We start from the raw sequence: 22195 nt of genomic DNA on the forward strand, positions 1-22195 counted from the left end.
CTTGAAAAAAGGCAAGGAAATTCCTTGCCTTTTTTTGTTTTCTAGAAAACGTATCCCAATCCCAAAATAAGATTGGTTCCCGGCGCCACAATGCCTGATGAATATGTTCTATATCGCTGGTTGGTCATGTTCTCCAAGCCAACTGTAGCCTTTAAGGCATGGGAAATTTGGTATTGTGATCTAAAATTCAAGGTATACCAAGAGGGGGAAAACGGATTGCCATTGGCATCACTGGCATAAATATAACCTTTACTCTGCTCAGAAAGTGCTAAGTCATCATTAGTAACCTCCCCGTTGTAATTCACGAAAATATCTGCTTTCAATTTTTGATTCTGCCAAACTAAATGGGCATCACCAAAGGTGGGTGCGGCATGACGTGCAGGTGTATCGGTGCCATCGTCGTCCTCCTCAATACCTTCGGTAAGGGTCAAGTTTGATGAAAACGACCAATTTTCATCAAAAAAGGCTTCCATCCCAAATTCAAAACCATAGACATAGGCTTTAGCGGCATTCTGAATCGCTTGTACATTACTCAATTCCCCGTTGTACTCAATCTCGGTTTCACCATTAAAGCTGAAATCCCTTCGTACCAAAGCATCCACCAAGTAGGTATAATAGGCTGCGCCTTTTAAAACGAGTCTATCGCCAAAGTTTTTTCGGATTCCCAATTCGCCATTGTAGGCATATTCGGGTTCCAAATCTGGGTTGGGAACTACCACAGAACCGGGTTCTGAATCAAATATTTTTCCAATGTCATCAATGTTAGGTGCACGGAATCCCGTAGATCCGTTCAAGGTAATCTGCCAGTCGTCCCTGGGAAACCAACTAAATCCTACACTTCCAGTAAAGGCCCCGGTTACAATATCGGCCTCATCAAAAGGAAACGGGTAAAATGTTTTCTCAAACTCAGCATCCACCCAAACTTGGCTGTATCGAACCCCAGAAAGCAAGGTGAAATTGGGCTCTATTTGATATTCTCCGTTAATGTACCCGGCAAAAGTCTGCCAAGTGGCCCCATCTGGGTAGCGGGATGCGGTGCGTTCCGTTGCATTGGTTTCAATATTTTGCATGCTTCCTTTCGAGTTTACCTTGTTCAAAACATATTCGGCACCATAATAGAGATGAAGACCTCCCAATTTTTTGTTTTCAAAGTCCAAATTCATGGAGAGGGCATCGACTTTCTCCTTTGTAGAAAAAAGTTCCACATCGCCAAATCCTCGGTCATACCTGCTCTCCTCAAAAAACTGATAGGCAGTGGTAAGTTTTACGCGATCGTAAAATTTGCTATTCCCTTTTTTGGTAATCTGAAAGTTTCCCATGAACCATTTTTGGGGGCCATAGTACCATTCAGCGGAGCGAAGCCCCTGTCCGTCACTTGTAGGCCGAATCAACCGGTCATACCTTGGAAAATCTGAGGTCTCGGAATAGTACAATCCCAGATTATAATTCCAGGTATCGTTGGGCCGATATGCAAACTTTTGAAGGAAGTTCACTTGATCGTATCCTGTTGAAATCTGCTTTTTGGGATTATCATTGGGCACCAAAACATCCATTCCATTTTGTTGAATGACATAATTGTTCCGTAGATACGAATCTGGCCCATGCTCTCCCATTTTTAAATCATCAAAATTATTATAGGTAAAACTGGTATGGGAAGCCCACTTTTTTTGTCCAAAATTGAACTCTGCATGAGTGGTACTTTCGTTGTTGGCCGAAGCAAATCTATAGTCTGTCTTTCCCGAAAAAGCCAAGCTATCCGTAAAAGAAAAATGGGGTTTTTGAGTGTAGAAATTCATTACCCCACCAATAGCATCACTACCATAAATAACAGAACCGGGGCCAAATATAATTTCGGTCTTATTCACGGTAAAGGGGTCTATGGAAATCACATTTTGAAGGTTCCCACCTCTAAAAATGGCGTTGTTCATCCGAACACCATCAACGGACAACAACAATCTATTGGTGGCAAAACCACGAATCATGGGGCTTCCCCCACCCAATTGACTTTTTTGCACAAAAACCTTTCCGCTGTTTTGTAATAGATCTGCTGAAGTTTGCGGGGCGGTAAAGGAAATACTTCGGGCATCTATGGTCTCGATTTTTTGGGGAACGTTCTTCTTTTGTTGCTCCCATTTGGAAACGGACAAAACCACTTCCTCCAGTTCTTCAGACCTTAAATAAAGGTAAACCCTATTTCCTTTTTTTGCGATTTGTGATTTTGTGGTAGCATAAATCTCATAGCTCAGGTGTTGAAAGGTAATCCGTTCATTGGGATTAAAAATTCCCAAATCACTCTTTCCATTAAAGTCGGTAACCGTGATCTTGGACTTGTCCCTGTTAAAAATGGCCAAATTGGAAATGGGCACTCCTGAATCGGCATCCAGAACAGTTACTTCTTGGGCGAAAAGCGAAAAGGAAATAAATAAAAAAAATAAGGCTACGGTTGGTTTAAACATGTTATTGAAAAACGGCATTTAATACAGCAAGAGACTTTGGTTCCCTAAATCCATGCACATGCAACCGGAAATAAAGAATGACCATTTTTAAGAGTTCCCGCCTATTTGACTTAGTTAGTTGTTTCGTGTGTAATACATCAAAATCCGTGCCTAAAAACCCCTTGAAATCGTTCAATAATTCATTCTGAATCAGCGGGTTGAGCGACGGTGTTTTGCAAAAACTTCCTTCCTGAAGATCAAAAAAAGGCGCGTTTTGGAATGAAGTATCTGGGTAGAAGCCCAAATATTTGGTGAGATTCAACAAAAATAGAAGGTGAAAATTGGAATTCGTTGGATGTTCGTCCAACCAAAGCAACGCGTATTCCAAATAATTGAAAAGACTTTTATCCTGTTCCTCTTCATGGATGCTATTGCCCAGCATTTCAGCCAAAAAAAGAACAATGCTGTTTTTTACAATATCCGTATGGAGGGTCTTGTAAGGTACGGCCACCTTCACTTCTCGAATGCTTTCCAATGTGCCTTTGTTCTTATGGTACGCTAGAATTTCTAACTGCATGAGTGGCTGAAAATACCCAGGTTTCAATTTTCCTTTTTTGGACCCCATAACACCTTTCAACAAGTAAGATTTTAATCCATCTGAAGCCGTAAGTGCCTTAACAATAAGGCTGGTGTCGCCATATTTTAAAGAGGAAAGCACTATGGCCTTGGTGGTCACTTGCATAGGGTACAAAAAAAGGCAGTTACAGAAAGGGGTAAAAATAAGCACTCCTTCCGGTAACTGCCAACCAAAAACTCTGGTTGATTATAAGAATTATATCACTCCTTGGGCTAACATGGCGTCTGCCACCTTAACGAAACCAGCTATATTAGCTCCTTTTACGTAGTTGCAATAGCCGTCTTCTTCTTTTCCATATTCGATACAGGCATCATGAATATCACCCATGATTCCCTTTAATCTCTCATCTACTTCCTCTCTGGTCCAGCTAATGCGAAGTGAGTTCTGTGACATCTCCAAACCTGATGTGGCAACACCTCCGGCGTTTGAAGCCTTCCCGGGCGCGAACAGTATTTTGGCATCGTGAAATGCATGGATGGCCTCTGGGGTTGAAGGCATGTTGGCGCCTTCTGCCACAGCTATACATCCATTTTTGATCAATGCTGCTGCTGCATCTCCATCCAACTCGTTTTGGGTGGCACAGGGCAGAGCAATATCACAAGCCACTTTCCATGGCGTTTCTCCTTTGTGGAATTCTGCCGATGGGTATTTATCCACATATTCGGAAATCCTACCTCTTCTGTTATTCTTCAAATCCATGACAAAGGCCAGCTTTTCTTCGTCAATGCCGTCTTTGTCATAGATAAATCCGGCAGAATCGGAAAGTGTCAATACCTTACCTCCAAGGTGTAATACCTTTTCGGCTGCGTATTGCGCCACATTACCTGAACCTGAAATTACGACTTTTTTGTCTTTGAAGGTTTCATTTTTGGTCTTTAACATGCTGTCTGCGAAGTACACAGTGCCGTATCCGGTAGCTTCAGGACGAATCAAAGAACCTCCCCAAGAAAGTCCTTTCCCTGTCAATACTCCGGTAAACTCATTGCGAATTTTTTTGTACATCCCAAAAAGGAAACCAATTTCGCGGGCGCCTACGCCAATATCCCCAGCTGGAATATCGGTGTTTGGACCAATATGCCGGCACAGTTCTGTCATGAAAGCGTGGCAAAAACGCATGATTTCATCGTCGGATTTCCCTTTTGGATCAAAATCGGAACCTCCTTTTCCACCGCCCATGGGCAGCGTGGTCAAGCTGTTTTTAAAGACCTGTTCAAAGGCCAAGAACTTCAATACACTGGCGTTCACGGTAGGGTGAAAACGAAGACCACCTTTGTACGGTCCAATGGCTGAGTTCATCTGTACGCGATAACCACGGTTTACATGGATCTCACCATCATCATCTATCCATGCCACCCGAAATGAAATCAATCGTTCGGGTTCCACCATACGCAAAAGGATATTCTTTCCGTTGTAAATATCTTGTTGGGCGATGTACGGAATTACAGTTTCGGCAACTTCTTGAACCGCTTGGATGAATTCTGGTTCATGACCATTTCTGGTCTTGACCTCATCCATAAATGCTTTAATTTTTTGTTCCATATAAGGATTGTTATTTTGTTGTTTCTGCAACTTTAAAAAGCCACAGTTTTATTGAATCTTGAATTTGAACGCAAAATTATGATATTTACACAATTCAAATGGGCTTTTTTTAAAAATTTTTCAATTTCCTAACCTATGGCCTGCTCCAAATCGGCGGTCAAATCGGCGGCATCTTCAATACCCACGCTCAAACGAATCAAGGCATCCACCACGCCACTTTTTTCACGTTCTTCTTTGGGGATACTCGCATGCGTCATACTTGCCGGATGACCCGCCAAACTTTCCACACCTCCCAATGACTCGGCCAGAGTGAAAACTTTGAGTTTTTCCACAATTTTAATAGCTTCTTCATAACTGCTCCCCTTGGGCACAAAGGATATCATTCCACCAAAACCGCCCATCTGACTTTTGGCTATGTCGTGGTTTGGGTGCGACTCAAATCCAGGCCAATAGACTTTCTCAATTTTAGGGTGTTTTGCCAAATAGTTGGCTATGGCTTCCCCATTATCGCAATGGCGCTGCATACGCACATGAAGCGTTTTTATACCACGGAGTGTTAAAAAGCTATCCATGGGTCCACACACGGCACCACTGGCGTTCTGAATGAAATAGAGTTTATCCGCCAGTTCCTTATCCTTCACTACCAAGGCTCCGACCACAAGATCACTGTGTCCTCCCAAATATTTGGTGGCCGAGTGCATTACTATGTCAGCACCTAATTCCAAGGGTCTTTGCAAATAGGGTGTTGCAAACGTATTATCCACAGCCAACAACAGCTTATGTTTTTTGGCCAAAGCAGATGCTGCCTTTATATCGATGATGTTCATCATGGGATTGGTTGGTGTCTCTACCCAAATCAGCTTAGTTTTGGAGTTGATGTGAGCTTCAATGGCATCCATGTCCTGCATCCCGATAAAATGAAACTTTATGCCATATTTTTCAAAAACCTGTTTGAAAAGTCGGTAACTGCCTCCGTATAAATCATTGGTGGAGACCACTTCATCACCAGGCTGCAATAGTTTTATCACCGCATCGATGGCCGATAACCCACTGGCGAAAGCCAACCCATATGTCCCACTTTCTATACTAGCCAAAGCATTCTCCAAAGCGGTTCGGGTAGGGTTGGCACTTCGTGAGTACTCAAATCCCTTATGTCCGCCCGGAGTGGTCTGGGCATAGGTTGAGGTTTGATAAATGGGGGGCATAACGGCTCCGTACGCTTTGTCTGGATGCTGCCCACCGTGAATGGTCTTGCTGTTGAATCGTAATTCTTTTTTGCTCATTTTCTTAGGATCTTCATACAAATGTATTGCTATCTTTCGGAGTTTTCAATGAAGTCTTATTTTTGGGAACCCTAAAACCTCACTCATGAAAAAGTATTTCGGCCTACTTTTAATCCTCTGGATTCCTTTTGGTTGTGAAACCGAACAGAAACTTACTTTTGAGCCGCTCGAATTGCACGGGGAATCCTGTGGGAATTGTCCTGAAATCACAATAGCCCTTCCACATGCCCTGGATGATTCCAATGTGGCCACCGCCATAAACCGAAGTTTACGGGAAGAGGTGATTGCTTTGCTATCTTTCAGCGATAACGAAGACATTGAGAATGTTGACCAGGCCATGGCATCATTTACTGAAAGTTATAAAGAACTGAAGACCAAGTTCACTGACGAAATAGGGTGGGAAGCGAAAATCAATGGTGAGGTTATCTATGAGGATGAGCATTTGGTCACCATTGTGGTGAACTCTTATACCTTTACGGGTGGTGCACACGGCTATGGTTCCACAAGTTATCTCAATTTTGATAAAGCAAAAGGCGCCGAGCTGGAAAACTGGGAACTTTTTGATGACCTTGAAGGATTTGAAAAGTTTGCGGAAGCTAAGTTCAGGATTCAGGAGAAAATTCCCCAAGATGGCAACATCAATGCCACAGGTTTTATGTTCGAGGGTGATGCATTTCATTTATCCAACAATATTGGCTATACGAAAGATGGGGTGCAGTTGATCTACAACCAATATGAGGTCGCCTCCTATGCAGATGGACCCATCATCCTAACGCTTCCTTATGCTGAGGTCAATCTTTTTTTGAAGCGTAAGGTGAAATCCTAAAAGAGAATTGTGCCAACTCACTTCAAATAATACCGAATACCAACCCCCAACAACAGTGTGGTATCATTGAGGTCGCTGTTAAAATGGTAAAAACCGTTTATCGGAACAATCAAGGAAAAGGCATCAGAAATAAAGAAATCCATTTCAAAAGAAGCGTAGCCCCCATAAATAAAACTGCTTTCGGCGGAAAGGGCATTAAAAGCAAATTCGGTTTCCCCGTTATTGATGTATTTATACCCCACGGAGGGCCCTCCTCCAAAATAAAAGAAGAAGCCTTTTTTGGGCGAGGTCAGTATTGTCGTAAAATACCCCAGACTAAACAAATAATCATGGTAGGGAAACTCAACACCGGAATTGGGCTGCTCATTAGAAAAAGTGGCCGCCATTGCTACTTGAAGATAATCGGTGGTGCTATGGGTATAATTCAAGCTAGCTTGAACACCATATCCATCGGTTTTGTAGGTTGGCACAACCCCAACCGATAAGTTGCCGCGTTGGGAATGCATTTGCTGAATAGGAATTACGAACAAGGCCCAGAGGCCCAAATAGATTAAGTAGGTCTTTCGCATTTTGGTTACGATTTGGAATTAAAGAAACCTGTATTATCAATTTGGGGTACTGCGCAATCGCATTTATACATTCAAAGATACAAAATGGGGAATATTCAACTAATGTGAAGTTTTGTCTAAGTATGAATTAAAAATCATGATGTTGAATTTGCACTCTCATAACGCGAATTGATTCAATTTTAACTTCCTTTGTGCCTTAGAACATGATCATGAAAAAGATTTACCACTTGGGCAGTTGCTCTACCTGCCAACGCATCTTAAAAGAATTAGAGCCATTGGACGGTGTTCAATTGCAAGAAATAAAGTCAGAAGCAATGACTCCGAAGCAATTGGAGGAAATGGCATCCCTTGCCGGTGGATACGAACCTTTGTTCAGCAAAAGGGCCATGTTGTACCGCCAAAAAGGATTGCATGAAAAACAACTTTCCGAGAATGATTACAAGGAACTCATACTTGAGCATTATACCTTTTTAAAGCGACCTGTTATTTTGGTTGACGGACAGATTTTTATTGGAAACTCCAAAAAAGTGGTCCAGGCCGCAAAAGAGGCCCTTCACGGATGAACAAAAGAACACTGGCCATTTTGGCTGCCTTGGGTGCCACTGCAATTTATGGCGTAAACCATACTATTGCTAAAGGTGCCATGCCCCATTATGTTGGGCCCTTTGCCTTCATTATGTTGCGGGTGGGAGGGGCTACGCTCTTATTTTGGTTGATCTCCTTTTTTGGACCCAAAGAAAAATTGGAGAAAAAAGACTGGGGCCGTATTCTTGCCTGTGCTTTTTTGGGAATGGTGATCAATATGTTGGCTTTTTTTAAAGGGCTACAGCTTTCCACACCTATAAATAGTGCGGTTTTGGTAACCATTACCCCAATTATTGTGGTGATTCTATCGGCCTTATTCCTCAGTGAGCGTATTACTATGAACAAAGGTTTGGGAATTTTTTTAGGCTTTATTGGCGCTTTGGGTCTTATTCTTTTTGGAGCTGAAGTGAGGCAGGATGCCCCCAATATTCCCTTTGGGAATTTTTTGTTCATTTTGAACGCCACCTGCTATGGATCGTATCTTATTTTGGTAAAAAAACTATTGGAAAAGTACCATCCCTTCAATCTAATGAAGTGGTTGTTCAGTCTGGCCTTTATTATGAATTTCCCCATAACCTTGCCCGAGTTTTTGGAAATACAATGGACCACCATGCCCCTTTGGGTCTACGGCTCAATAGCCTTTGTGGTTATCGGCACAACCTTTATGACCTATTTGTTCAATGTTTTTGCCCTAACGCAGCTTAAAGCTTCAACTGTAGGAGCGTTTATTTACATCCAACCCCTCATTGGCATCTTGTTTGCCCTATTTGCAGGCAAGGACCATCTTACCTTAATCAAGATTTTAGCCACTTGTCTGGTGCTATTGGGGGTATATTTGGCGGGGAAAAGACCTAAGGCGGGAGCCTGACCCAAAGATTCTTCCACACTTTCTTATTCGTCAACCTGTATGGGTTGTTCATCAATTGGCAGGACAAAACTCCATTTTTGAAAGCTAGATTACAGCTCTAATTGAACGAATCAAGACATCATGAATTTATTAATTTCTGGAATTGTAACTGGCATTCTCCTATTTTTGGCACTGCTTTGGGTTGAAAAAAAATTGATGAAGGCTTTTGAAATAAATCCACTGCTGGAATTAGGATTACTATATCTTGGTTTTCATTTGCTCCCAGATTTGGCAAATGATTTTCTTCCAGCTTCTTGGAGTATAAAGCAAATTGACACACCCTTTCAACTTATGGGTTCGCTAGGTTTTCTCCTACGTTTAAACAAACCTACAATGTCTATGGTAGATGTTGCGTTTGCCGTTTTTATATTGTGCATATTAATTCGCTTCGTTTACGTAATTGGAGGTAAAAAAACTATGTGGGGGAAGTTGGGCAATAAAGAGAACAAGGATACCATATGACCAATACTCCGCATTTCTATCAAATAGGTCGGATCAGAAAAAAGCTGATAGAGGCTAAACAGATTGATAAAGATTGCTTGGTCTTTGGAGCAGCAGCCCACAAATATAAACTTCATCCTCCGGCCACTACCGTACAAGTAGAAGCTTTTGAAGTAACTCACGGGATTCAGCTACCAGATTGTTACCGTGCTTTTGTATTACAGGTTGGAAATGGAGGAATATCTTATCAAAACTCTGGAGCTGGTCCCTATTACGGAATCTACCCCCTCGGAAATCATTTGGACACATTGGTCTACGGAAACCCAAAAACATTTCTAAAAAATGACTGCCTACTTTCCCCTAAAATGACGGATTCAGAATGGGGAAACCTAACTAAAGCTTTAGATCAGGATAATCTTTCAGATGAAACCTATTATAACGAATTTTCCAAAGTCTACGGTGGAATCTTGCCTTTGGGCTCGCAAGGATGTACTTATGTTCATGGACTTGTTTTGAACGGGCCACACAAAGGCAAAGTCGTAAATCTAGAAATGTCTGCGGACCAAAAACCCTCCTTTGCCCCGGACACTAGTTTTTTGGACTGGTACGAGCATTGGCTAGATGAAATTATTTCTGGAAAGCTGATTAAAAAAACGCCAAGTTGGTTTGGCTATCCCTAAAGATCTTTAGGAACTTGAACAAACTTCCGGGTATCAGCCTTGGTCAAGGTCTTAAAATCTTCAGTTCTTTCCATTTTTTCGAACGCTTCTAGGAATTGTTCGGGCAGACCTACGAGTTTTCGCTCTCTCAAATCAATCCAAGCCCCCATCATTTGACATCGAGCAAAATTTTTGCCATTGCTGTCGTAAAAATTATGTTCAAACTCAAAGAACATCCCATCTGCGCTCATTCCTTTAAATCCCAAGGAAACTTTTATAGGTTTTCCGGCAAAGACCTCCTTAAAATAATACATGTGCTCATAGAAGACCACAGGACCTATATTGTGTTCGGCCATGCTTTTTTGGTTAAAGCCAAGCTGGCCCAGATACGCCATCCGGGTATGGCTCATAAAGTTGATATAGGCCGAGTTGGCCAAATGGCGATTGGCGTCCAAATCGCTCCATCGAATCTCAAATTCTTTAAAAAACATAGTGGTAATTTGTTATGCATGCATAATAGATGGCAAAAATACCATAGTTTTATAAACTGATTTCAATGAAGTACCATTAATAATTCTATTTTTAAACATAGTTTAACACAAAGTCCATGAGCCAAAAAGCTGAATTTATCAAAGACCTTTCACTACCCGCAATAGCTGCACCCATGTTTCTTATTTCTGGTCCGAAATTGGTCGTGGAATGTTGCAAAAATGGCATTGTTGGCACCTTTCCCGCTCTTAACCAGCGCACCAGCGAAGGGTTCGAGGAATGGCTCATACAAATTAAAACAGAGCTGCAACAATTTGAAAAAGAAACGGGCAAAAAGGCCGCTCCTTTTGGGGTAAACCTGATTGTACATCCCACCAACCCTAGATTGGAAGCCGATGTAAAACTATGCATAAAGCATAAGGTTCCCCTAGTGATTACTTCACTCGGTGCGGTAAGTATGGTAGTGGATGCCATACACAGCTATGGCGGATTGGTATTCCATGACATCATTAAAAAAAGACATGCCGAAAAAGCGGCAGAAGCAGGGGTGGATGGTTTAATTCTAGTCTCAGCCGGTGCCGGCGGGCACGCGGGAAACATCAATCCCATGAGTTTGGTCACCGAAGTGAAAAAAATCTTCAACAAGACCATAATTCTTTCCGGATGCATAAGCACCGGACGGGACATTGCCTCAGCCATGCAAATGGGTGCAGATTTGGCCTATATGGGAACCCGTTTCATTAACACCGAAGAGAGCAAAGCCACGGACGAATATCGAAAAATGATCATTGAGGCAGGGGCCAATGATGTGGTCTACACCGCAGCCATTTCTGGAGTACATGCCAATTTTTTAGCTGCCAGCCTAAACGCTGCCGGAATTTCCGAGGAAGATTTAAAGAAAGACCATAAAATCGATTTTGGAAAAGAACTCGATACCGAAGCCAAGGCTTGGAAAACCATTTGGTCCGCTGGTCAAGGGGTTACGGCCATTGACAATGTTTTACCTATTTCCACATTGGTTGCGCAGCTTAAAGCTGAATTTAAAATTGCTGTAGAGGAACAATGCCAATTACTAAAGACCTTTCCTAAGGAATAATTCCTTAATTGCTTTGCAATGCCTTTGGTTACGTCAACTTATTCACCACCGCTCTTTTTTAAAAATGGTCATTTTGCCACTATTTACTGTGGCCTTTTCAGAAAAGTCAATGGGGCTTTCCAAAAAAGGGAGCGTTTACCATTGTCTGATGGAGATTTTTTGGATTTGGATTGGAGTGATTCCATAATACCTTCAAAAAAATTGGTCATCTTGCTCCATGGTTTGGAAGGCGATGGTCAACGACCCTACATAACAGGAAGTGCCAAGCTCTTCAATCAAAATGGATATGATGCCTGTGCTGTAAATTATCGAGGGTGTAGCGGTGAGACCAATTCCTTGTATCGTTCCTACCATTCCGGCGTTACGGAAGATCTAAAAGAAGTTATCGACCACATATTGAAATCCAAGGATTATTCGGAAATCTATATCAAAGGCTTCAGTTTGGGCGGCAACCTGGCGTTGAAATATTTGGGAGAGGACTCCGCCGTCCCAAAGGAAATAAAAGGGGCCGTGGCCGTTTCCGTGCCCTGCAATCTGCACAGTTCTTGTCAGCAATTGCTAACATTCAACAATATCCTATATGCCATTCGGTTTAAGGGAAACCTGATTGCAAAGCTTAGGGAAAAACAAGAATTGTTTCCTGACCTCATCACTGATTCTGACATCAAAAAAATAAAAAACCTAAAGGATTTTGATGATATCTACACCAGTAAGGCCCATAACTTTAAAGACGCCCTGGATTATTACACCCAATGCAGTTCCCTCCAATTTTTGCCTAATATAAAAGCGCCTTCACTTATCATAAACGCATTGGACGATTCTTTTTTGGGCCCAGAATGTTATCCTTTTTCTGAAGCGCAGCAAAATCCAAATCTGTATTTGGAAACTCCAAAACATGGTGGGCATGTAGGTTTTTGGGGGAAGCACAACATCACCTATACAGAGAAAAAAGCATTGGATTTTTTCAACCAGTTACTCTAATAATGGTTATAAATGCAACAAAGGAACGAGGTAGTGCAAAAACCGCTATAAAATTAGTCGTCAATTACCTATCTTAGTAGCTGCATTAACACAAACTACAACAGAATTGATCAAGATGAAAAAATTACTCCTTTTTATTGCATTGGGAGCCTTTGTGGCCAGCTGCGGCGGAAAAAAAGAAGAGAAGAAGGACGACGGCTTTGAAGTGAGCCGCACCAAAACCGAAGAGACAAATGCCAAAGCCAGTGAAGGAGTTCCCGTGGATTTGGATAATAAGGGCGTTGGTCCTATTGAAGATTTGACGTTCCCAGATACTATTGATGAAGAAATGGCTGCCCGCGGAAAGGCCAAATTCGATGCCATCTGTGTGGCCTGCCATATGGTGGATAAACGTATGATTGGTCCTGCCATGAAAGGAGTTTATGAGCGAAGAAGTCCGGAATGGGTCATGAACATGATCTTGAACCCCGATGGAATGCTCAAAGAGGACCCCATAGCAAAAGCCTTATTGAAAGAATATAATAATGCTATTATGCTCAACCAGAACCTTACCGAAGATGAGGCAAGGGACGTGGCCGAGTACCTAAGAACATTATAACAATCAACCATACATCTTTGAAATGCTGTTGTTTTTCTTGAAAGGCAACAGCATTTTTGTTTATACCGATCATGGATTTAGCAACAAACAAAAACAATGCAATGGCCTTCTATAAAATGGCCTATGAAGGAAGCCCACGAGAAGCCGTTGAAAAATTTGTTGGGGATGTCTACATTCAACACAACCCAGATGTTGCAGATGGCAAAGAAGGATTTATCTCCTATTTTGAGAAAATGCAACGAGAATACCCCAACAAATCCATAGCTTTTGTAAGGTGTATCGCCGAAGGTAATTTGGTTGCCCTTCATACACATCAAACTTGGCCCCAAAATGATGAATATGTAACTATGGATTTTTTTCGCTTTGATGACAACGGGAAGATCTGTGAGCACTGGGATGCCATTCAACAAATACCAAAAACAGCAGCACACGCCAATAAAATGTATTGATTATGAAAAAATATGTTCTATCCCTAATCCTCATCCTTCTGGCCATATCCCTTTCCAATGGCCAAGACCTTAATGGCGCATGGCAGTCAACAGTTACGAATAATGAAGGTGTTTCGGTGCAATTTGTGGCCATTGTTTCTGGTGATTATTTTTCCCAAGCCTTTTTTGAAAAAGAAAACGGTAAGTTCATGGGCACCATGGGCGGAGCCTTGTCCCTTAAAAATGGATCGCTTACCTATACCTTGGAATTTGCCTCTTTCGACCCCGATTTAGTGGGAACCTCAGATAGTCTTCCTTACAGGCTTGATGGAAACAAGCTATATGTAGATGACAAAACATGGACTCGATTGGATGATGGTTCTCCCAGCAATCTTGCTGGAGCGTGGTTGATATCTGGACGCAAGCGCGATGGCCAAATTGTAAAAAGAGATACCTCCGGACCACGAAAGACCATGAAAATACTTTCCGGAACACGCTTCCAATGGATTGCCTTCAATACCGAAACCAAAGAGTTTATGGGAACCGGTGGTGGCACCTATACCACAACCAATGGAAAATACACTGAAAATATTGGTTTCTTTTCTCGGGATGACTCACGGGTGGGGGCCAGTTTACAGTTCAATTATGAGCTTGTTGATGGCGATTGGCACCATTATGGACTAAGCAGCAAGGGGCAGCCCATCTATGAAGTCTGGAGTAAAAGGTGAAATAAAACATTCCCGTATTTAGTTGATTTGTTGAAGGTTTCATCATTTTTTTTAGTATTTTTCTGTACCATTAACTATAATTTTCTGTACAAATGAAATCCTCTATTATCCTTTTTTTAGGTGTCCTGATTGTGGCTGGTTCCTGCAATCCAAAACCGGACAGTTCTGAAGAACTCTTTAACTCCACTTGGGAATTGATTTATATTTCTGGCCCTCGCATCGCTTTCGATGGCCTTTTCCCAGAGAAAAAACCACAAATTTCTTTCAACAAAGAAACCCACATGGTTACCGGAACCGATAGCTGCAATGGCTATTCTGCCGACTTTGAATTGAACGGGGACTCTCTTTCTTTTGGAGAACCCGGACCCACAACCATGATGTTCTGTGGTGGAGGTGAAAGACAATTCCTAAACATGATGCAAAAGATTGATGGATACATCATTGAAGATGGTGAACTCAACCTCATGATAGGTGAAGTCCCCATGATGCGTTTCAAAAAAATTGAGCCATGAGAAAATCGATTGTCCTAATGGGCACCTTGTTGCTTTTCATAGGTTGTATTGAAAAGAAAAAGTCGCCGCCCGAGATGAATGAAGCCGTTGAAAAAGCTACCGACACCGTACAAAAACAAGTGAGAAAAATGGAGGCTTTGGCCGTCACCCCAGATGGTAGTTATTTTAAGGCTACGGGAACTGAACCTTTCTGGGGTTTAAAAATCCTGGAAAATAGTGTGGAGTTGAACATGATGGAAGATACCATTTATACACCCCACGCCGAACCGATTAAGGCCCAAGATTCGAACATAAGTATGTATCGCATCCAAACGGAAGCCGTGGAACTGGATGTGATCATTGCCCATAAAGAATGTACCAACGCCATGTCTGGCGAAAAATCACCTTATACCGTAACCATTGCCTACAAGCGAACCGGAGATGAAGAAACCCATGCGCTGGAAGGTTGTGGGACCTATATAACAGATTATCGCTTACATGATATTTGGGTATTGGAAGAAATGGATGGCGAAATGGTATCCGCAGCCGACTTTAATGGGCAAGATGTTCCCAACATGGAAATAAACATCAATAACAATCGGTTTTCCGGTTTTTCAGGATGCAACCGAATGACAGGTGGGCTTTTTTATGAGAAGGATGTTTTACGATTTACCCAAATAGCAGGAACCAAAATGGCCTGTCCGGGGATGGATAAAGAATCAAAGTTCTTGCAAAATCTTCAAGCCAGCACCCAATATACTATTGCAAACAACAGACTGACCCTTTCCAATGGTAGCAAAGAGAATCTCCTTATTTTCAAAAAAATAGATTGATATGAAAAAAATAACAATAGCCTTTTTCTTGACGGTACTGGTAATCAGTTGCAAAACCAAAGAAGAGAAATCAACTGAAAGCTCAGAACAAGAAACCTCCACAGAAATAATGGAGGAAACTGAAACTCCATCAACGAGATTGGAAATTGGTTGCTATACGTATACTGCCAACGGAAATAAAATCAGCTTGGAAATCACCGATATGTCCAATACAATTCTGGCAAACTTAGATTATGCCCTTAAAGAAAAAGATGCAAACACAGGAACCTTTGCTGGAACCTTAAACGATAGCATTCTAATAGGTAGGTATACATTTGCTTCGGAAGGTATGGAAAGTACTCGCGAAGTAGCCTTTTTGGTAAAAGAGAACCAGTTGATTGAAGGCTACGGCGAATTGGATGAAACCGGGACAGCCTTTAAGGACAAAAACAACTTAAGTTTCAGTTCCTCAATGCCCTTGACCAAGACTGACTGTGATCCCGAAATGTAAACCCAGTATAATGAAATACATTGTACTATTCCTCCTTTTGCCCTTGTTCATGATTGGGCAGGAAAGCGAAAAAGAGAAATCTCGTTTTGTGGCCTTGTATACCATTGGTTCGCTTTGGGACACAAATAAAGCTCCCAATGACCAAGCCTATTTCAAGGAGCACTCCGCATTTTTGTCGAAACTAAGAAAGGACAATACCATTGTTATGGGAGCTCGGTATGGCGATACGGGAATGATAGTTTTGAAGGCTACGGACTTGGAAGCGGCCAAAAATCTTTTGTTCGAGGATGTTGCCCTTCAAAATCAACTTTTTAATGTTGAAGTTCATCCGTTCAATGTTTTTTACAAAGGTTGTTTTGATTGAACAAGTGGGATTTAAGCGCTCACTTTCACCCCGCTTTTTGGCAATAAAGCTGCTAGGTTTTGACCGTCAATTCGTTATTTTTGGTCGATAGGCATACACGTAAAAACTATCACTATGAATTCAAGATTAATTTTTCTTTTCGTTCTATTGAGCTGTTCCGTAACATGGGCTCAATCTGAAGAAGTAGTATATAATGCGGAAAAAGCCAAAAAGTACGGTGCTGACGATTATGGGATGAAAAAGTACGTTTTTGCCTTTCTGAAACGAGGTCCCAACCGCGACCTTTCCAAAGAAGAGGCCGCAGAATTGCAGGCCGCCCATATGCAGAATATTGGTAAAATGGCCCAAGAGGGGAAATTGGTGTTGGCCGGTCCCTTTTTTGGCAATGATGACCTAAGAGGCATTTATATTTTTGATGTGGATTCCATTGAAGAAGCCAAAATGCTCACAGAAACCGACCCTGCCATACAAGCAGGGAGCCTTGTAATGGAATTGAAAGAATGGTACGGTTCAGCAGCGCTCAAAGAAGTAAACGAAATTGGCCTTACCTTGGCTAAAAAATCCATCATGGACTAAGCATTTCATCATGAAAAACCATTCCCTTCTACCTTTTTTAGGTTTAGTTTTCTTCTTTACCTTAGTTTTAAAATCAACAGCCCAAGACATGGAACTGCCCTATCATCAAATTCCTGATTACGCCGAGGAATACACTCCCGGTAATGTTGTAGCGCGAATGATTGATGGTTTAGGCTACCGATTTTATTGGGCCACCGAGGGGTTGACCCAAAAAGATTTGGACTACAAACCTTCGGAAGATGGGCGAACCGCGCTGGAAACCTTGCAACATATTTGCGGAATGTCCTATACCATCTTGAATGCCCCTTCGGCCACACCCAATGTACGTCAAGACCTTTCTGGTTTTTCATTTGAAGAGCTACGGCAAAAAACCTTGGAAAATCTCAAGGCAGCCAGCGAGGCTGCATCAGGAAAAAGTTCAGATGATATGGCGTCTTTCAAAATTATTTTCCAGCGGGGCGACCAGCAGACCGAACTTCCCTTTTGGAACATGCTCAATGGCATGCTCTCGGACTGCATTTACCACACTGGGCAAATTGTTTTGATGCGCAGAGCTAGTGGAAATCCGCAGAATCCCAACGTAAATGTGTTGATGGGAAAAACGAGGGAATAACTTATCTATCTACCACAACTTTGTAGGTTGGATCTTCCAAAACATTTACCTCGATGATGTCATCGGCATTGGCCAATAATCTTCTACAATCTCGGCTCAAATGTTTTAGGTGTACTTTTTTGCCTACTTTTTTGTAACGTTCGGTGATTTTGTTCACAGCTTCAATGGCCGACATATCCACTAATCGGCTTTCGGCAAAATCTATCACGATTTCATCGGGATCGTTCAAGACGTCAAATTTCTCTGAAAAAAGCGTGGTGCTTCCAAAAAAGAGGGGACCGTAGATTTCGTAATGTTTTACCCCATCCTCATCAACTCGTTTTCTAGCCCGAATACGTTTGGCGTTGTCCCAGGCAAACACCAAGGCAGAGATAATAACGCCCACCAAAACGGCCAAGGCCAAATTGTGGAGAAAAACGGTTACCAAGGTCACCAAAACCATGACCAAAACATCAGATTTTGGCATACGTCTAAAAGTTCGCAAACTGGCCCATTCAAAGGTGCCCAGTGCAACCATGATCATCAGTCCGGTAAGTGCGGCCATGGGTACTTTTTCAATCAAACTAGACCCAAACATGATAAAAGCAAGGAGCATTAAAGCGGCTACAATACCAGATAATCTGGCTCTTGCACCGTTGGAAGTATTGATCAAACTTTGCCCGATCATAGCACATCCACCCATCCCAGAAAACAATCCTGAGAGAATATTGGCCGTTCCTTGGGCTACAGCCTCTTTGTTCCCACGACCTCGGGTTTCGGTGATTTCGTCTACTATGTTCAAGGTCAATAAACTTTCTATCAACCCAACTCCGGCTACAATTGCAGCATAGGGAAAAATGATTTCCAAGGTTTCCAACGTAAATGGTAAATCAGGAATATGGAAAGGAGGAAAGGTTCCCTGAATTGATGCGATATCCCCAATAGTTCGTGTATCCAACCCAAAGAAAAACACAATGCCAAAAACCAAAAGAATGGCAGCCAAAGATGCAGGAATTACCTTGGTCAATTTAGGCAGTCCCCAAATGACGAGCATAGTCAAAAAAACCAATCCCAAAAAAATATACAGTGTACTGCCGGTCAACCAAGCTCCATCTGCAGTCTGGAATTGACTCAGCTGTGACATAAAAATAATTATGGCCAATCCGTTTACAAATCCGAAAATTACGGGCTGGGGCACCAAGCGCATCAATTTCCCCAAGCGTAGCAATCCTGCGGCCATCTGCAGAAGTCCGGCCAGGATTACGGTGGCAAAAACATATTCCACCCCGTATTGTTGCGCCAAACTCACAATGACAACTGCCACTGCCCCGGTTGCTCCTGAGATCATACCGGGCCTACCTCCCAAAATAGAGGTGACCAAGCCCATGACAAAAGCTGCATATAGTCCAGTTAAAGGTGAAAGTCCCGCAATGAACGCGAAAGCAATTGCTTCGGGAACCAAGGCCAAGGCCACGGTGAGACCAGATAATATTTCGGTTCTGTAGTTTACCTTTTGTGAAAAGTCGAAAAGATTAAGGTACTTTTTCATGGCTTCTTTCTTGAAGCGGGCAAAAATAACACTATTCAGTACAAGACCCTAATGGACCAAGGATTTTTAAGGATTTGACAATCTACCAGTTAGTTAACCCCAATAACTTTTCGCCGAGAGGACTTAGTTTTGCAGTATTATATTTAGTTTGTTCCCATTTTCTTGGATCTCCAGGAAAAGCATACCCCTCTGGAGCAATTCTATTTTTCCATGAACTGATTCTCCATTCCCGCATTTCCATATTTTCTTCTTCAGCGGGCATCATAGAAATGTACTGTGCAACCCTAACCTTATCTCCAGATTTATTTGGCCGGATGCCATGCGGTTGTGTACTGTTGAAAATCAATAAATCGCCCGCTTCCAATTTTACTTTTACAATTTTGTCTTCCAGCCCTGTTACATCAGGTTGAAAATGGTCACGGTCTTCAGGTTGCGTTAATTTCCATGTATCATAATTTCGATAGAGCCAAGGAATACATTGAAACCCTCCCATATTTTCATCGGTTTGATCAGCCAGAGCCAAAACCCCCTGCACATTTTGCGGTCTGGTCTCAGGGTCATAATCCCAATGAATAAACCCTTTTTTGTTTTCTCCCGGGCGTTGGGGCATATTCAAATTGGCCCTATCAATGGTCACCCACAGCTTTTCGGTGCCCCAAATGTCCACAAAGGCATCATACACCCTTTGGGTCTGTCTGTTGTTCCACAAATGTTGATGGTTGTAGACTTCCACCATTCCGGTACCCGTGAGTTCTTTCATTTTCATTTCTGCACGCGGAGGTGTGTACCACGTTTCTGGGTTGCTCGGGTCTTTTTCATCAAACTCCCATAAAAAATCGGCAGTAGCCTTGGCTTGTTCTTTTGAAACCGCATTTTTTATCACAATGTAGCCGTTCTCTAGCCAAAATGACCAATCTTCTTCGGAGAGCACTCGTAAAGGTTCGCCATTGGATCTATCATTAAGCTTCTTTTTACTACTGGTTGCTGTGGATGGATTCCCAGGTATTGCTTCATGGGCCTTATTGGCCATTTCCATTTTCTGTTGCATGTTTTTTTAGTTTAAAACTGATATACCAAAACTACATGGGCTGTGTACAGGGTTCCACCCTAGAGTTGACCAATATTTGAACTATATTGACTTTTAATGATTATTTTTAAAAATATTTAAGCAATTCAGTGAAAATACAACTTGAAAACATACAGCCCAACGATAAGAGTTCTTTCCATTTGTTGCATAACCCTAAATTGAACGATCTCTTTTTTTGGCATTTTCATCCAGAGTTTGAGTTGGTCTACATTGAAGGGGCCAATGGTAAGCGCAATGTAGGACACCATATTTCAAACTTTAACGGTAGCGATCTGGTACTGATTGGCTCAAATATTCCCCACCTCAATTTTGATTATGGCATTAAAACAGCTTATCATAAAGAAGTGCTTCACATAAGTGCATCTTTTAAGGAGAAGGTTTTTGCCGAAATTGAGGAACTGGAGGATGTCTATGAGCTTTTGGACAAATCGCAACATGGTATTGCTTTTTATGGGAAAACAAAAACTGTGGTTGGAAAAATTATGATGGAATTGCAGTCGATGAATCGGTTTGAGCAGTTCATTAAGATTTTACAATTACTGAAACTTTTGGCAAAGAGTGATGAATTTGAACTATTGCACGCAAATCCTATCATAAATGACAAAGCCAATAAACAACAGGAGCGTCTACAAAAAGTGTATTCCTACATAGATGAGAATTATTCCAAAAAGATTAGCTTGGAGGATATTGCTAAATCGGTCAATCTTGGTAAGGAAGCCTTCTGCCGATATTTCAAAAAAAATACAGGGAGTACATTCAGTAATTTTTTAAACCAATACCGCATTACTCAGGCCAAGAGATTGCTCCTAACGGGCAGGAACATTGGCGAAACCTGTTTTGAATGTGGTTTTGAAAGTTTGTCCTATTTCAATAGAACCTTTAAAAAGATCAGCGGGGAGAATCCTTCAGCCTACAAAACAAGAAACCACTAAAAAAAGAACCGCCCCGAGCAAAGGTGCTCGGGGCGATACTTAACTAAATAACCAACCAAAAAACTTGTTTGTATAGTCGAAGACCATACTATTTCCTTACATTTTTCTTTGTCGGACCACATTCATGACAGGATTCTTGGTTTTTACCCTCATTTTACCTGTCTCACTGCCCGATTTCAAGTACTGTTGGAACCCTCTTCCTGTAAACTCATATATAGTTCCGCTGGACACGTGGTACAGCTCAATAGTACTGTCATTAATAACGTAGATTTCAAAATAATCATTGCCCAAGTAGTCATAATCGAGTGTTAAAGTTTTAAGTGTAACATCGTTGGCCACATCAAACACCTCATAATCACCTTCATAGTCCCATTGTAAATTGACCAAAGGGGTTCCAGAAACATCAATGGATGATCTAAATGTGCCTATGTTGCCTGCAAAAAACTGTAGGTAATTCTCCTCATCGAACTCATTTAGGGCTCCCTCTTCACTGACAAAGGTTTTCTCCCAAACCTGATATTCCTGTAAGAAATAGTGAATATTGTCATAGAAAACCATGTCATAATCAAAATTATTCCTTTGGTATCCCCGCAATACGTATGAAGTATTTGAATTTGGGTCGTACAATTCCAAGGTATTGTTGTTTACGGCATAGACATCCAATAGCCAAAGTCCATCGACATCATGGTCCACTTCCACTGTTCCACTGAAAGTTCCGTATGTTCCCACATCAATCCCCAGACCGTTTCCGGTTTTTCCAATTCCCACCAAGTTGTTATTGGCATAGACCACACCCCTATCAAAAGAAAGGGTAAAGGCGCGTTGCAGAAAGGGAACTTCACCATTTCCTTGGGTAGCGTTGATATCGATGTACCAAATATCATACGATTCCAAAACCAAAGCGGTATTCACGGGAGATGCCTCAATGTAATCGTCTTCCAAAATCACCTCGGTGTAACACGAACTGGCCAAAAACGCTATCAGTAAAATTCCAAAAAGTAGTTTTCCATTTTTCATAATCGAGGTTTTAACATTCAACCTACATAGACCAAGCATCATGCCAAAACACATAACTTTTTG

At 41.9% G+C, this 22195-nt stretch carries 26 protein-coding genes; 17 read left to right on the forward strand and 9 right to left on the reverse strand.

Going from position 1 to position 22195, the window contains the following annotated elements; translation table 11 throughout:
- Positions 1–41: 41 nt before the first annotated feature.
- The 4 genes from AB1A65_RS03175 to AB1A65_RS03190 all read right to left on the reverse strand — a co-directional run bounded on the left by AB1A65_RS03175 (position 42) and on the right by AB1A65_RS03190 (position 5894).
- Positions 42–2456, reverse strand: coding sequence for a TonB-dependent receptor (locus AB1A65_RS03175; RefSeq protein ID WP_366585565.1), 2415 nt, complete (start codon positions 2454–2456; stop codon positions 42–44).
- Between the two features lies 1 nt (position 2457).
- Positions 2458–3177, reverse strand: coding sequence for a DNA repair protein RecO (gene recO / locus AB1A65_RS03180; protein ID WP_366587044.1), 720 nt, complete (start codon positions 3175–3177; stop codon positions 2458–2460).
- Positions 3178–3267: 90 nt separating this feature from the next.
- Complete coding sequence (gene gdhA, locus AB1A65_RS03185; protein WP_366585567.1) at positions 3268–4611, reverse strand: NADP-specific glutamate dehydrogenase; 1344 nt, start codon at positions 4609–4611, stop codon at positions 3268–3270.
- Between the two features lie 128 nt (positions 4612–4739).
- On the reverse strand, positions 4740–5894 hold the full coding sequence (locus AB1A65_RS03190) for a cystathionine gamma-synthase (RefSeq protein WP_366585569.1): 1155 nt from the start codon (positions 5892–5894) through the stop codon (positions 4740–4742).
- A gap of 85 nt (positions 5895–5979) precedes the next feature.
- Between AB1A65_RS03190 and AB1A65_RS03195 the strand changes: the two genes are divergently transcribed.
- Positions 5980–6720, forward strand: coding sequence for a DUF3298 and DUF4163 domain-containing protein (locus tag AB1A65_RS03195; RefSeq protein WP_366585571.1), 741 nt, complete (start codon positions 5980–5982; stop codon positions 6718–6720).
- A gap of 17 nt (positions 6721–6737) precedes the next feature.
- On the opposite strand, the gene AB1A65_RS03200 is transcribed toward AB1A65_RS03195, so the two are convergent.
- Positions 6738–7289, reverse strand: coding sequence for a conjugal transfer protein TraO (locus AB1A65_RS03200; RefSeq protein WP_366585572.1), 552 nt, complete (start codon positions 7287–7289; stop codon positions 6738–6740).
- Between the two features lie 209 nt (positions 7290–7498).
- Between AB1A65_RS03200 and AB1A65_RS03205 the strand changes: the two genes are divergently transcribed.
- The 4 genes from AB1A65_RS03205 to AB1A65_RS03220 all read left to right on the forward strand — a co-directional run bounded on the left by AB1A65_RS03205 (position 7499) and on the right by AB1A65_RS03220 (position 9902).
- Positions 7499–7852 (forward strand): ArsC/Spx/MgsR family protein, encoded by a 354-nt coding sequence (locus AB1A65_RS03205; RefSeq protein ID WP_366585574.1) that lies wholly within the window; start codon positions 7499–7501, stop codon positions 7850–7852.
- Entirely contained in the window at positions 7849–8742 is an 894-nt protein-coding gene (locus AB1A65_RS03210; RefSeq protein WP_366585576.1) for a DMT family transporter, read from the forward strand. The genes AB1A65_RS03205 and AB1A65_RS03210 overlap by 4 nt, the downstream gene beginning before the upstream one ends.
- 120 nt (positions 8743–8862) lie before the next feature.
- The gene (locus AB1A65_RS03215) at positions 8863–9243 is read left to right on the forward strand and encodes a hypothetical protein (protein WP_366585578.1); all 381 of its coding nucleotides are present in this window, start codon (positions 8863–8865) and stop codon (positions 9241–9243) included.
- Positions 9240–9902: an SMI1/KNR4 family protein gene (locus tag AB1A65_RS03220; protein WP_366585580.1), complete on the forward strand. Its 663-nt coding sequence runs from the start codon at positions 9240–9242 to the stop codon at positions 9900–9902. Before AB1A65_RS03215 ends, AB1A65_RS03220 begins: the two co-directional genes overlap by 4 nt.
- Here the strand turns inward: AB1A65_RS03220 and AB1A65_RS03225 are convergent.
- A complete protein-coding gene (locus tag AB1A65_RS03225) occupies positions 9899–10372 on the reverse strand; it encodes an acyl-CoA thioesterase (RefSeq protein WP_366585582.1) in 474 nt (157 codons plus the stop codon). The genes AB1A65_RS03220 and AB1A65_RS03225 overlap by 4 nt on opposite strands.
- 116 nt (positions 10373–10488) lie before the next feature.
- Here AB1A65_RS03225 and AB1A65_RS03230 point away from each other — a divergent pair, with 116 nt between their 5' ends.
- From AB1A65_RS03230 to AB1A65_RS03280, 11 genes are all read left to right on the forward strand, one after another.
- Positions 10489–11466: a nitronate monooxygenase gene (locus AB1A65_RS03230; protein ID WP_366585584.1), complete on the forward strand. Its 978-nt coding sequence runs from the start codon at positions 10489–10491 to the stop codon at positions 11464–11466.
- Between the two features lie 18 nt (positions 11467–11484).
- Complete coding sequence (locus AB1A65_RS03235; RefSeq protein WP_366585586.1) at positions 11485–12447, forward strand: alpha/beta fold hydrolase; 963 nt, start codon at positions 11485–11487, stop codon at positions 12445–12447.
- A 115-nt stretch (positions 12448–12562) separates the two neighbouring features.
- The gene (locus tag AB1A65_RS03240; RefSeq protein WP_366585588.1) at positions 12563–13045 is read left to right on the forward strand and encodes a cytochrome c; all 483 of its coding nucleotides are present in this window, start codon (positions 12563–12565) and stop codon (positions 13043–13045) included.
- Between the two features lie 71 nt (positions 13046–13116).
- On the forward strand, positions 13117–13494 hold the full coding sequence (locus tag AB1A65_RS03245) for an ester cyclase (RefSeq protein ID WP_366585590.1): 378 nt from the start codon (positions 13117–13119) through the stop codon (positions 13492–13494).
- A 2-nt stretch (positions 13495–13496) separates the two neighbouring features.
- Positions 13497–14201 carry a membrane or secreted protein gene (locus tag AB1A65_RS03250; RefSeq protein ID WP_366585592.1) on the forward strand — a complete coding sequence of 235 codons (705 nt, stop codon included), beginning with the start codon at positions 13497–13499 and terminating at the stop codon, positions 14199–14201.
- A 92-nt stretch (positions 14202–14293) separates the two neighbouring features.
- A complete protein-coding gene (locus AB1A65_RS03255; RefSeq protein WP_366585594.1) occupies positions 14294–14713 on the forward strand; it encodes an META domain-containing protein in 420 nt (139 codons plus the stop codon).
- Positions 14710–15525 (forward strand): META domain-containing protein, encoded by an 816-nt coding sequence (locus AB1A65_RS03260; RefSeq protein WP_366585596.1) that lies wholly within the window; start codon positions 14710–14712, stop codon positions 15523–15525. Before AB1A65_RS03255 ends, AB1A65_RS03260 begins: the two co-directional genes overlap by 4 nt.
- A 1-nt stretch (position 15526) precedes the next feature.
- A complete protein-coding gene (locus AB1A65_RS03265) occupies positions 15527–16015 on the forward strand; it encodes a hypothetical protein (protein WP_366585598.1) in 489 nt (162 codons plus the stop codon).
- 10 nt (positions 16016–16025) lie between these two features.
- Positions 16026–16379 carry a hypothetical protein gene (locus AB1A65_RS03270; protein ID WP_366585600.1) on the forward strand — a complete coding sequence of 118 codons (354 nt, stop codon included), beginning with the start codon at positions 16026–16028 and terminating at the stop codon, positions 16377–16379.
- Positions 16380–16493: 114 nt separating this feature from the next.
- Positions 16494–16955 carry a YciI family protein gene (locus AB1A65_RS03275; RefSeq protein WP_366585602.1) on the forward strand — a complete coding sequence of 154 codons (462 nt, stop codon included), beginning with the start codon at positions 16494–16496 and terminating at the stop codon, positions 16953–16955.
- A gap of 10 nt (positions 16956–16965) precedes the next feature.
- On the forward strand, positions 16966–17568 hold the full coding sequence (locus AB1A65_RS03280) for a DinB family protein (RefSeq protein ID WP_366585604.1): 603 nt from the start codon (positions 16966–16968) through the stop codon (positions 17566–17568).
- Between the two features lies 1 nt (position 17569).
- Here the strand turns inward: AB1A65_RS03280 and AB1A65_RS03285 are convergent, their stop codons facing one another.
- Together AB1A65_RS03285 and AB1A65_RS03290 are read right to left on the reverse strand one after the other, a co-directional pair.
- Positions 17570–19096: a SulP family inorganic anion transporter gene (locus AB1A65_RS03285; protein WP_366585606.1), complete on the reverse strand. Its 1527-nt coding sequence runs from the start codon at positions 19094–19096 to the stop codon at positions 17570–17572.
- Between the two features lie 82 nt (positions 19097–19178).
- Positions 19179–20144, reverse strand: a complete 966-nt coding sequence (locus AB1A65_RS03290) for a phytanoyl-CoA dioxygenase family protein (protein ID WP_366585608.1) — start codon at positions 20142–20144, stop codon at positions 19179–19181.
- 128 nt (positions 20145–20272) lie between these two features.
- Here AB1A65_RS03290 and AB1A65_RS03295 point away from each other — a divergent pair, with 128 nt between their 5' ends.
- A complete protein-coding gene (locus AB1A65_RS03295; RefSeq protein ID WP_366585610.1) occupies positions 20273–21115 on the forward strand; it encodes an AraC family transcriptional regulator in 843 nt (280 codons plus the stop codon).
- Between the two features lie 96 nt (positions 21116–21211).
- On the opposite strand, the gene AB1A65_RS03300 is transcribed toward AB1A65_RS03295, so the two are convergent.
- Positions 21212–22132, reverse strand: coding sequence for a nicotinic acid mononucleotide adenyltransferase (locus tag AB1A65_RS03300; RefSeq protein WP_366585612.1), 921 nt, complete (start codon positions 22130–22132; stop codon positions 21212–21214).
- Positions 22133–22195: the final 63 nt, after the last annotated feature.

It is taken from the genome of Allomuricauda sp. ANG21, from assembly GCF_040705235.1.
Taxonomy (GTDB): domain Bacteria; phylum Bacteroidota; class Bacteroidia; order Flavobacteriales; family Flavobacteriaceae; genus Flagellimonas; species Flagellimonas marina.

Excerpts from the sequence above, each read along its gene's own strand:
- AB1A65_RS03175 (WP_366585565.1), bottom strand. The coding sequence starts at position 2,456 with ATGTTTAAACCAACCGTAGCCTTATTTTTTTTATTTATTTCCTTTTCG.
- recO (WP_366587044.1), bottom strand. The coding sequence starts at position 3,177 with ATGCAAGTGACCACCAAGGCCATAGTGCTTTCCTCTTTAAAATATGGC.
- gdhA (WP_366585567.1), bottom strand. The coding sequence starts at position 4,611 with ATGGAACAAAAAATTAAAGCATTTATGGATGAGGTCAAGACCAGAAAT.
- AB1A65_RS03190 (WP_366585569.1), bottom strand. The coding sequence starts at position 5,894 with ATGAGCAAAAAAGAATTACGATTCAACAGCAAGACCATTCACGGTGGG.
- AB1A65_RS03195 (WP_366585571.1), top strand. The coding sequence starts at position 5,980 with ATGAAAAAGTATTTCGGCCTACTTTTAATCCTCTGGATTCCTTTTGGT.
- AB1A65_RS03200 (WP_366585572.1), bottom strand. The coding sequence starts at position 7,289 with ATGCGAAAGACCTACTTAATCTATTTGGGCCTCTGGGCCTTGTTCGTA.
- AB1A65_RS03205 (WP_366585574.1), top strand. The coding sequence starts at position 7,499 with ATGAAAAAGATTTACCACTTGGGCAGTTGCTCTACCTGCCAACGCATC.
- AB1A65_RS03210 (WP_366585576.1), top strand. The coding sequence starts at position 7,849 with ATGAACAAAAGAACACTGGCCATTTTGGCTGCCTTGGGTGCCACTGCA.
- AB1A65_RS03215 (WP_366585578.1), top strand. The coding sequence starts at position 8,863 with ATGAATTTATTAATTTCTGGAATTGTAACTGGCATTCTCCTATTTTTG.
- AB1A65_RS03220 (WP_366585580.1), top strand. The coding sequence starts at position 9,240 with ATGACCAATACTCCGCATTTCTATCAAATAGGTCGGATCAGAAAAAAG.
- AB1A65_RS03225 (WP_366585582.1), bottom strand. The coding sequence starts at position 10,372 with ATGTTTTTTAAAGAATTTGAGATTCGATGGAGCGATTTGGACGCCAAT.
- AB1A65_RS03230 (WP_366585584.1), top strand. The coding sequence starts at position 10,489 with ATGAGCCAAAAAGCTGAATTTATCAAAGACCTTTCACTACCCGCAATA.
- AB1A65_RS03235 (WP_366585586.1), top strand. The coding sequence starts at position 11,485 with ATGCCTTTGGTTACGTCAACTTATTCACCACCGCTCTTTTTTAAAAAT.
- AB1A65_RS03240 (WP_366585588.1), top strand. The coding sequence starts at position 12,563 with ATGAAAAAATTACTCCTTTTTATTGCATTGGGAGCCTTTGTGGCCAGC.
- AB1A65_RS03245 (WP_366585590.1), top strand. The coding sequence starts at position 13,117 with ATGGATTTAGCAACAAACAAAAACAATGCAATGGCCTTCTATAAAATG.
- AB1A65_RS03250 (WP_366585592.1), top strand. The coding sequence starts at position 13,497 with ATGAAAAAATATGTTCTATCCCTAATCCTCATCCTTCTGGCCATATCC.
- AB1A65_RS03255 (WP_366585594.1), top strand. The coding sequence starts at position 14,294 with ATGAAATCCTCTATTATCCTTTTTTTAGGTGTCCTGATTGTGGCTGGT.
- AB1A65_RS03260 (WP_366585596.1), top strand. The coding sequence starts at position 14,710 with ATGAGAAAATCGATTGTCCTAATGGGCACCTTGTTGCTTTTCATAGGT.
- AB1A65_RS03265 (WP_366585598.1), top strand. The coding sequence starts at position 15,527 with ATGAAAAAAATAACAATAGCCTTTTTCTTGACGGTACTGGTAATCAGT.
- AB1A65_RS03270 (WP_366585600.1), top strand. The coding sequence starts at position 16,026 with ATGAAATACATTGTACTATTCCTCCTTTTGCCCTTGTTCATGATTGGG.
- AB1A65_RS03275 (WP_366585602.1), top strand. The coding sequence starts at position 16,494 with ATGAATTCAAGATTAATTTTTCTTTTCGTTCTATTGAGCTGTTCCGTA.
- AB1A65_RS03280 (WP_366585604.1), top strand. The coding sequence starts at position 16,966 with ATGAAAAACCATTCCCTTCTACCTTTTTTAGGTTTAGTTTTCTTCTTT.
- AB1A65_RS03285 (WP_366585606.1), bottom strand. The coding sequence starts at position 19,096 with ATGAAAAAGTACCTTAATCTTTTCGACTTTTCACAAAAGGTAAACTAC.
- AB1A65_RS03290 (WP_366585608.1), bottom strand. The coding sequence starts at position 20,144 with ATGCAACAGAAAATGGAAATGGCCAATAAGGCCCATGAAGCAATACCT.
- AB1A65_RS03300 (WP_366585612.1), bottom strand. The coding sequence starts at position 22,132 with ATGAAAAATGGAAAACTACTTTTTGGAATTTTACTGATAGCGTTTTTG.